Source organism: Sphingomonas japonica, from assembly GCF_006346325.1.
GTDB classification, from domain to species: domain Bacteria; phylum Pseudomonadota; class Alphaproteobacteria; order Sphingomonadales; family Sphingomonadaceae; genus Sphingomonas; species Sphingomonas japonica.
The window spans coordinates 284,396-293,320 of record NZ_VDYR01000002.1 but is presented as its reverse complement, the minus strand read 5'-3'; the positions used below and the strand labels follow the sequence as shown (position 1 = coordinate 293,320).

Annotated in this window: 8 protein-coding genes; 5 read left to right on the top strand and 3 right to left on the bottom strand. The window is 66.5% G+C overall.

Annotation, left to right across the window (positions count from 1 at the left end; all coding sequences use genetic code 11):
* Window positions 1-362: electron transfer flavoprotein subunit alpha/FixB family protein (locus tag FHY50_RS13530; protein WP_218975218.1), on the top strand; the 362-nt coding region annotated here is incomplete at its 5' end.
* On the opposite strand, the gene nhaA is transcribed toward FHY50_RS13530, so the two are convergent.
* From nhaA to FHY50_RS13515, 3 genes are all read right to left on the bottom strand, one after another.
* Complete coding sequence (nhaA, locus tag FHY50_RS13525) at window positions 346-1,593, bottom strand: Na+/H+ antiporter NhaA (RefSeq protein ID WP_140231440.1); 1,248 nt, start codon at window positions 1,591-1,593, stop codon at window positions 346-348. The genes FHY50_RS13530 and nhaA overlap by 17 nt on opposite strands.
* A 95-nt stretch (window positions 1,594-1,688) precedes the next feature.
* Window positions 1,689-3,269 (bottom strand): lysine--tRNA ligase, encoded by a 1,581-nt coding sequence (locus FHY50_RS13520; RefSeq protein ID WP_140231439.1) that lies wholly within the window; start codon window positions 3,267-3,269, stop codon window positions 1,689-1,691.
* A 201-nt stretch (window positions 3,270-3,470) separates the two neighbouring features.
* Window positions 3,471-4,283 carry a flagellin N-terminal helical domain-containing protein gene (locus FHY50_RS13515; RefSeq protein ID WP_140231438.1) on the bottom strand — a complete coding sequence of 271 codons (813 nt, stop codon included), beginning with the start codon at window positions 4,281-4,283 and terminating at the stop codon, window positions 3,471-3,473.
* Between the two features lie 254 nt (window positions 4,284-4,537).
* On the opposite strand from FHY50_RS13515, the gene FHY50_RS13510 reads away from it, so the two are divergent.
* The 4 genes from FHY50_RS13510 to fliG are packed head-to-tail and all read left to right on the top strand — an operon-like array spanning window position 4,538 to window position 8,889.
* Window positions 4,538-5,800: a sigma-54 interaction domain-containing protein gene (locus FHY50_RS13510; protein WP_140231437.1), complete on the top strand. Its 1,263-nt coding sequence runs from the start codon at window positions 4,538-4,540 to the stop codon at window positions 5,798-5,800.
* A complete protein-coding gene (gene fliE / locus FHY50_RS13505; protein WP_140231436.1) occupies window positions 5,797-6,159 on the top strand; it encodes a flagellar hook-basal body complex protein FliE in 363 nt (120 codons plus the stop codon). Before FHY50_RS13510 ends, fliE begins: the two co-directional genes overlap by 4 nt.
* Window positions 6,160-6,163: 4 nt before the next feature.
* On the top strand, window positions 6,164-7,876 hold the full coding sequence (gene fliF, locus FHY50_RS13500) for a flagellar basal-body MS-ring/collar protein FliF (RefSeq protein WP_140231435.1): 1,713 nt from the start codon (window positions 6,164-6,166) through the stop codon (window positions 7,874-7,876).
* Window positions 7,873-8,889, top strand: coding sequence for a flagellar motor switch protein FliG (fliG, locus tag FHY50_RS13495; RefSeq protein ID WP_420030891.1), 1,017 nt, complete (start codon window positions 7,873-7,875; stop codon window positions 8,887-8,889). The genes fliF and fliG overlap by 4 nt, the downstream gene beginning before the upstream one ends.
* Window positions 8,890-8,925 lie beyond the last annotated feature (36 nt).

Sequence of the window (8,925 nt, the reverse complement as noted above, 5' to 3'; positions counted from 1 at the left end):
TGACCAGCGCCAAGATCATCGTCTCGGGCGGCCGCGCGCTCCAGAATGGCGAGAACTTCGCGTCGATCATCGAACCGCTCGCCGACAGGCTGGGCGCAGGCGTGGGCGCATCGCGCGCCGCGGTCGATGCAGGCTATGTACCCAACGACTATCAGGTGGGGCAAACCGGCAAGATCGTCGCCCCCGAACTCTATATCGCCATCGGCATCTCCGGCGCGATCCAGCACCTCGCCGGCATGAAGGACTCCAAGGTCATCGTCGCCATCAACAAGGACGAAGACGCACCCATCTTCCAGGTCGCCGACATCGGCCTCGTCGGCGACCTGTTCAACATCGTCCCAGAACTCACGGAGAAACTGTAAGCTCGCGGTCGTCAGGCTCGTCCGGTGTCGATGACGTGCGCCGCTGCGGTGCGAATCGCAGCACGAGGAACCCTGCCACCGCCGACAGGATCGATCCGACCAGCACGCCGATCTTGACCTCATCGACATAGAGTTCGTTGCCGGGATAGGCGAGGCCGCCGATGAACAGGCTCATCGTGAAGCCGATCCCCGCGAGCAGGGCGACGCCGTAGATCTGCGCCCAGCTGGCATGCGGGCGCGGCGCGAAGCCGAGCCGGTCGGCAATCCAGATGCTGCCGAAGATGCCGACCTGCTTGCCGACAAACAATCCGATGATGATCGCCAGCGGCAGCGGCAGAAGCAGCACATCGGGCGCCATCCCGGCCAGCGACACCCCGGCATTGGCGAAGCCGAACAGCGGCACGATGAAATAGGCCGACCAAGGATGCAGCGCGTGCTCGAGCCGGTGCAGCGGGGAATGCGCGGCATCGGGCGCACCCGGCGTCCTGGCGACCGGGATCATCAGCGCCGCGAGCACGCCGGCGATCGTCGCATGGACGCCCGACAGGAACACGAAATACCACAGGATCGCCGCGAGCGGCAGATACACCGACAGCCGCTGCACGTTGCTCTTGTTGCAGACATACATGACGAACAGCGTCAGTGCAGCGCCGCCCAGCGCGATCGAGGAGATGCTCGCGGTATAGGCGACCGCGATGATCGCGACCGCGCCCATGTCGTCGACGATCGCCACCGTTGTCAGGAACAGCTTGAGCGAGGTCGGCGCGCGCTTGCCGAGCAGCGCCAGCACGCCGATCGCAAAGGCGATGTCGGTCGCCGCCGGGATCGCCCAGCCGGGTGCGAGGTCATAGCGCCCGCCGGTAACCCACAGGAACATCGCCGCGGGCACCGCCATCCCGGCGACCGCGGCGATCACCGGCATCCGCCGCCGTTCCCACGTCGCCAGCCGCCCGTCGACGAACTCGCGCTTGATCTCCAGCCCGACGAGCAGGAAGAAAATCGCCATCAAGCCGTCGTTGATCCACAGATGCACCGTCATCGGCCCGTATTTCGCGCTGATCTCGGGTCCGGTGACGAAGTGGAGAAAGTCGAAATAGAGCTCCGACACGCCGGGAAGGTTCGCCGCGACCATCGCCAGCAGCGCGGCGACGATCAGGATGATGCCGCCCGACGCCTCGCTCTTCAAAAAGTCGCGCAGCGCCGACGGCGTGCGGGTAGGTATGATCGCCATGCGTGCCCTCTTGCTATCGCGCCTTCCTACCGAGTGACCGGAGCGGGGCAACGATAATCGGGCAAAGCCGCAACGGGGGCGACCCCTAGGCCGGCCTATCCGTGCTTTGCCAGCGCCTCGGCGATCAGCCTGCGGCTGTTGGCGATGCCGTATAGCGCGATGAAACTGCCCATCCGCGGTCCCTGGCTGGTGCCGAGCAGCGACTCGTACAGCGCCCTGAACCAGTCGCGTAGCGTCTCGAAGCCTTCGGTCTTGCCGATTTCGTAGACGATGTTCTGAATGTCCTCCGCTGCGGCATCGGCCGGCAATGCGGCGAGCTCGGCATCGAGCCGCCGCAGCGCGGCGACTTCAGCCCCTTCGGGTGCGCGGCGAACCGGCGGCTCGGCGACATCGCGCGTATAGGCGATGGCGTGGTCGATCAGCGCGTCGAGCGCGGGATAGGTCTCGGGCGAGGCGTCGGCGACATAATTGCCAAGATAACCCCATACCTGCTCCTTCGACGCGTCGCCCATCACCCCAACGAGGTTGAGCAACAGGCCATAGGTTACCGGTAGCGTCTCAGCAGGCGGCGGTCCGCCGTGAATATGGTGGACGGGATTGCCCAGCCGCTGTTCGACCGGCTGGCCTTCGTAATTGCCGCGGAATTGCCAATATTCGTCGATCGCGCGCGGGATCACGCCCAGGTGAAGCTGCTTGGCCTTTTTGGGTTCGCGATAGGCGTAGAAGGCGAGGCTTTCCTGCGGGCCATAGGCCAGCCACTGGTCGAGGCTGAGGCCGTTGCCCTTCGACTTGGATATCTTCTGGCCGTGTTCGTCGAGGAACATTTCGTAATTGAACCCCTCAGGCGGGTGGGCGCCGAGCACCCGCGCGATCTTGGAGCTCTGCGTCACCGAATCGATGAGGTCCTTGCCAGCCATCTCGTAATCGACGCCGAGCGCAGCCCAGCGCATCGCCCAATCGACCTTCCACTGCAGCTTGGCCATGCCGCCCAGCGCCGACTGCTCAATCCGCTCCCCCGCCTCTTCGAACGCGATGGTGCCCGCATCGGCATCGACCACCTCGACCGGCACCTGCAGCACGATGCCCGAGCGCGGGCTGATCGGCAGCACCGGGGAGTAGGTTGCGCGCCGCTCCGCTCCCAGCGTCGGCAGCATCACGCCCAGGATCGCATCATAATGCCGCAGCACGGCGCGAAGCGCATCGTCGAACCGTCCGCTGCGATAGTAGTCGGTCGACGACGCGAATTCATATTCGAACCCGAAGCGATCGAGGAAATCGCGCAGCATCGCATTATTGTGATGCGCGAAGCTCTCGAACTTGCCGAACGGATCGGGCACCTGTGTCAGCGGGCGTCCGAGATGCTGCGTCAGCATCGCCTGGTTGGGGACGTTGTCGGGCACCTTGCGCAACCCGTCCATATCGTCGCTGAACGCGATTAGCCGGGTCGGCTGGTCGCTGAGCTCGGCAAAGGCGCGGCGGACCATCGTCGTGCGCAGCACTTCGTTGAAGGTGCCAATATGCGGCAGCCCCGACGGGCCATAGCCGGTCTCGAACAGGATCGCCTCGCCGCCCGGCTTTCCCGCGGGAAAGCGCTTCAGGAGCTTGCGGGCTTCCTCATAGGGCCAAGCCTTGGAGGTGAGAGCGGCTGCGCGGATGGCTTGCTGGTCGGCGATCATGGGGCCGCATCTGGCGTGTTCGTGCGGAAATCGCAAATGCCGCCCTGGATCGCTTCGCAGCGACAGCTGCGCTCGCGACGAACGAAAACCCCGGTGGCAGATACGCGCCACCGGGGTTTCCTGGTTTCGTTCCTCGCTACTTCCGAGGAACCCGGCCCCGGCACCCTGTAGGGGGGAGGCGCCGGAGCCGGATTTCGATGCTTACTGCAGCAGCGACAGCACGTTCTGCTGGCTCTGGTTCGCCTGGCTCAGCATCGCGGTCGATGCCTGGCTCAGGATCTGGGCCTTGGCGAGCGCGGTCGTCTCCGCCGCGAAGTCGGTATCCTCGATGCGGCTGCGCGCATCCGACAGGTTGGTGACGTTCGAGGTCAGGTTGTTGACCGCCGACTGCAGGCGGTTCTGCGACGCTCCCAGCGTGGCGCGCGTCGTCGATACCGTCTGGATCGCATCGTCGATCGTCGAGAGTGCGCCCGACGGATCGTCGAAGAGGTCGGAAGCCGTTGCGTCGTCGAGGTCGAGCTCGGCGAAGTCGAGCGACACGGTGTCGGCTGCATTGGCGCCGGTCTGAATGGTGACGCTGCCGCTGGATCCTGCCGAACCGTCGAACAGCTTGTTGCCGTTGAATTCGGTGTTGGTCAGGATGTCGGTGATCTGCGACTGCAGCTCGGTGACCTCGGCTTCGATGTTGGTGACGTCGTCATCCGAATAGGTGCCGCTCGACGCCTGCACCGCCAGCTCGCGAACGCGCTGCAGCATGTTGGTGACTTCGTCGAGTGCGCCTTCCGCGGTCTGCGCCATCGAGATGCCGTCATTGGCGTTGCGGATACCCTGGTTCATACCGCGGATGTCCGAGGTCATCGATGCGGCGATGGCGAGGCCGGCGGCATCGTCCTTGGCCGAGTTGATGCGCTTGCCGGTCGACAGGCGCTCCATGCTCATCTTGAGCATGTCGTTCGCCTTGGTCGAGGCGTTCGAGGCGCGAAGCGCGCCGATGTTGGTTCCGATTACAGACATGATTGTATCTCCGGTTGCGTGAACCGCCCGCTTCCCCCCACTGCGGGAGCTCGAGCAGTCACAGCGAGGAACGGCCGCCCGGCTCTGGACTTAAGCGAAAAATCGCAAGGCAGGATCGGCGGCCGGTTTGTGCCCCGCTCCCTCGCGCGCGCGTACGGGCCCGGACCGTTGAGGCAAATAATTGCCACCCGACCGGCAAAATTTACCCGGCATTTACCAACGACCGTCCATCAGCGTCGCCAGGGGGAAATTTCATGCACAGACTGCTGTCATCGGCGGGGGCCGATCGCGATCATTATCCGCTGCTGTCGTCGCTGCGGGCGCAAGGGCTCGACCGCCAGCCAATCGATGCTGTCCGCGCGGAGGCGGGCGATCTCCATGTACTGGTCGAAAGCGATGCCGCCGCCGTCCCTGCCCGCAGCCTCGTGCTCGCCCAGGGCGAGCGCTGCGTGCGCCCGTTCAGTGACGGCCAGCCCGCGCTGCTGCGCTATGCGCCAGCGGACCGCGCGCTCGCCAACGGCTTCGCCGCCGCGCTGCTTCAGCCCTCCTATGCCCCGATCGCTGCCGATCCCGAGAGCCTTGCGCTGCTGGCGCTGGCCGAGCGGGTCGCAGCGTCCGACATCACCGTGCTCATCAACGGCCCGACCGGCACCGGCAAGGAAGTGCTGGCACGCACCATCCACAACCGGTCGCCGCGCGCGAACGGCCCGTTCATCGCGATCAACTGCGCCGCGCTTCCCGAGACCATGCTCGAAGCGATGCTGTTCGGGCATCAGAAGGGCTCGTTCACTGGCGCATCGTCGGGCGGACAGGGATTTTTCCGCGCAGCCAACGGCGGCACGCTGCTGCTCGACGAAGTCGCCGAGATGCCGCTGGGGCTGCAGGCCAAGCTGCTGCGCGCGCTGCAGGAGCGCGAGGTCGTTCCGATCGGCGGCACCACCCCCGAAAAGATCGACGTGCGCATCATCGCCTGCGCCAACCGCGACCTGCACGAGGAAGTCGAGGCGGGCCGCTTTCGCGCCGATCTCTACTACCGGCTGAGCGTGTTTCCGCTCGCCACCCGTCCGCTTGCCGAGCGTCCTGCCGATGTCACCGTGCTGGCGGCCGCGATGATCGTGCGCCACGGCCGCGACCGTACCAGCCTGCCATGGATCGCCGACGATGCGCTGGCCATGCTGGTCGATCACGATTGGCCCGGCAATGTGCGCGAGCTCGAAAACGTCATCCAGCGGGCGATGTTGCTGGCGCGCGGCGACAGCATCGAAGCCCATGACATCATCTTCGACCGCACCTCGCGGCCCGCGCCGCGCTTGGTCGAGCGCGACGAACCTGCGACGCTCAGCAACATCGTCCAGCTGTCCGAATTCCAGGCGATCCGCGAGACCCTGGCGGCATGCGGCGGCAGCCGCATCGAGACCGCGCGGCGGCTCGGCATCTCGGAACGCACGCTGCGCTACCGGCTCGCCAAGGCGCGCGAGCAGGGTGAAGACATCTCCGACCGGAGGGCGTCGGCATGAGCGGCATTTCAGGTCCCGGCGGCGCGATGAGCGTCGATCGCATCATGGCGATGCGCTCGCAGATCCTCGAACGCAACGCCGCATTGTCGCGTGCCAATGCCGGCGTCGATGCGCCGGCGCCGGCCACCACCGGCGGCGCTGCGAGTTTCGGCGACGTGCTCGAGGGCGCGCTCAAGAACGTCAATTCGGCGCAGGCCCAGGCATCCGACCTGTCGGCCTCGTACGAGCGCGGCGAGACCATCGACATCGCCAAGGTCATGCTGGCCCGCCAGCAGGCCTCGGTCGGGTTCGAAGCGACGCTGCAGGTCCGCAACAAACTCCTGTCCGCCTATAAGGACATCATGAGCATGCCGGTATAATCCGATGAGCCAGATCCTCGCTCCCATTGACGGCAAGCCCGTCGCCGCCCCCTCCGGCCTCGCCGGTCGCTTCGACAACCCGCTCAAGCAGGTCTCCGGCTTCATGGCCCAGCCCGCATTCAAGCGCGCGCTGCCGATGATCCTGATGGTCGGGCTGATCGCTGCCGCAGCGCTTGCCTGGATGCTCGTCCAGACCCCGCCGCAACGCGTGCTGTTCACCCAGCTGACCGATGCCGACAAGGGCGCGGTGAGCGAGGCGCTGAGCGCCGCCCAGATCGACAACGCGTTCGACCAGTCGGGCGCGCTCACCGTGGCCGAGGACGACTATCACCGCGCCCGCATGCTGCTGGCCAGCCAGGACCTGCCCAAGGCGGCCCCCGGCGGCTACGCAATCCTCGACGACCTGCCGATGGGTGTCAGCCGCGCGGTCGAGGGCGAGCGGCTGCGCCAGGCGCGCGAGACCGAACTGGCCCGCTCGATCGAGGAGATCGACAGCGTCGCCGATGCGCGCGTCCACCTGGCCATGCCCGAAAGCTCAGTATTCGTGCGCGATCGCGCCTCGCCCTCCGCATCGGTGATTGTCCGGCTCGAAGCCGGGCGTGCGTTGTCGGAAGCGCAGGTCCGCTCGATCGTGAACCTCACCGCATCGTCGGTGCCGGGCATGAAGCCCGACGCGGTGACGATCGTCGACCAGATGGGCGCACTGCTCAGCCGTCCCGAGGAAGGCGGCGGCATCGGCGAAGCCGGCGACGCACGCATCGAGATCCAGCGCCGCATCGAGGATAAGTATCGCGCCCAGCTGACCACGTTGCTCACGCCGCTGGTCGGCCCCGATAATTTCAGCGCGGAAGTCCAGGCCGAGGTCGATCTCGACGAAAGCCAGGCGACGCGCGAAACCTATGACAAGGAAGGCGTGATCCGCGCCGAACAGGGCCAATGGTCGGGTGCGTCGGGCCAACAGGCCCCCGGCGGCATCCCCGGCGCGCTGTCGAACACCGCTCCCGCACCCAGCACGCTGACCGATCCCGCAGCACAGGCGGCAGCCGCAGCCGGTGTCGATCCGAACGCCGCGGCGCCTGCCGCTCCTCCGGTCGCGGGTGCGGCGCTGCCCAAGGCGAGCGAGGAATTCGCCCGCGCATACGATCTTGGCAAGGAGATCTCGGTCACGCGCCAGGCTCCCGGCGGTATCAAGCGACTGTCGGTCGCCGTCCTGCTGCGCGATCCCGAAGGCGGCAAGCCGCGCAGCGCCGCTGAGATCAAGCAGATCAACGACCTCGTCAAAGCCGCAGTCGGGTTCAGCGCCGAGCGCAACGACCAGGTCACCGTCATCAGCCGGCAATTCTCGGCCTCGGCGATCGATGGCGAGGGACCGTCATGGTACGAGGCCGATTGGGTGCCGATGGTGGCGCGCAACGGCACCGCGCTGGTGATCGCGCTGCTCGTCCTGCTGCTCGGCGTGCGTCCGCTACTCAAGATGGTCGGGAAGAATCGCGACGAGCCCGGTTCACCACAGCGTGCGGCGCTTGCCGGGCCGGACGGATCGCACTCCTCGGCAACCGAACAGACGACGCCCGGCCAGGCCCCGGTCAGTATCGACCGGCTGGCGCAGGCCCGCGGCTATGACGAACGGGTCGGGCTGGTCCGCGGCTTCACGCGCGACAATCCCGCGCGCGCCGCGCTGGCAGTCCGCGACATGATCAAGGCCGACGCCTCGTGAATGCGATCACCACCGGGCTGCCGCGCGCCTATACCGGGTCCGAGCGCGCCGCCGTGCTGATGATGCTGGTCGGCGAGGAAGAAGCCGCCGCAATCCTGCAGAAGCTGGAGCCCGAAGAAGTCCGCCAGCTTGGCAAGGCGATGTTCGCCGTCGCCGATGTCAGCGAGGCCGAAGTCGAAGACGTACTCGACGATTTCATCGGCAAGGCACGCGACCGCACCGCGATTGGCTTCGACCCGCGCCCCAAGATCGGGGCGATGATGAACCGCGCACTCGGCCCGGAAAAGGCCGAAAGCGTGCTCGCGCGCATCACTCCGCCCGAGGCGGCGTGTGCGATCGACCTGCTCGACTGGCTCGACGCGCCCGAGATCGCGACACTGGTCGAAAGCGAGCACCCGCAGATCGCCGCGGTGCTGATCGCCAATCTCGACCCTGCGATCGCCGCGCAGGTATTCGAACTGTTGCCCGACGCGATCCAGCCGCAGATACTTCACCGCATCGCCCGATTGGGACCGATCACGCCCGAGGCGATCGAGACGCTGAAGGCGGCGCTGTCCAACCGGATCGGCCACACCCAGGGAGCCGGGCTGCAGCTCGGCGGCACCAAGGACGCGGCCAAGATCCTGTCGAGCGCGCGCAAGGCGACCGAAACGCGCGTCATGCCCAAGCTCGCCAAGATCGACCGCGAGGTCGCCAAGGCGATCGAGGAAGCGATGTTCGTGTTCGAGAACCTGCTCGACCTCGACGACAAGAATCTGGGCACGCTGATCCGCAACATCGAGAGCGATACGCTGGTCCGCGCCTTGAAGGGCGTCGACGAAGCAGCGCGCAACCGCTTCCTGGGCTGCATGTCGGCTCGCGCCGCCGACGGCATCCGCGACGAAATGGAAGAACGCGGGCCGATGCGCCTGACCGAAGTGCTCGAAGCGCAAAAGCTGGTGATCGCGATCGCCCGCAATCTCGCCAAGGACGGCACCATCATGATGGGCGGGGGCGAGGACGATTATGTCTGATCGCGGGCCGATGCGCCACCTCAGCGGAGCGCAAAA

Excerpts from the sequence above, each read along its gene's own strand:
- nhaA (WP_140231440.1), bottom strand. The coding sequence starts at position 1,593 with ATGGCGATCATACCTACCCGCACGCCGTCGGCGCTGCGCGACTTTTTG.
- FHY50_RS13520 (WP_140231439.1), bottom strand. The coding sequence starts at position 3,269 with ATGATCGCCGACCAGCAAGCCATCCGCGCAGCCGCTCTCACCTCCAAG.
- FHY50_RS13515 (WP_140231438.1), bottom strand. The coding sequence starts at position 4,283 with ATGTCTGTAATCGGAACCAACATCGGCGCGCTTCGCGCCTCGAACGCC.
- FHY50_RS13510 (WP_140231437.1), top strand. The coding sequence starts at position 4,538 with ATGCACAGACTGCTGTCATCGGCGGGGGCCGATCGCGATCATTATCCG.
- fliE (WP_140231436.1), top strand. The coding sequence starts at position 5,797 with ATGAGCGGCATTTCAGGTCCCGGCGGCGCGATGAGCGTCGATCGCATC.
- fliF (WP_140231435.1), top strand. The coding sequence starts at position 6,164 with ATGAGCCAGATCCTCGCTCCCATTGACGGCAAGCCCGTCGCCGCCCCC.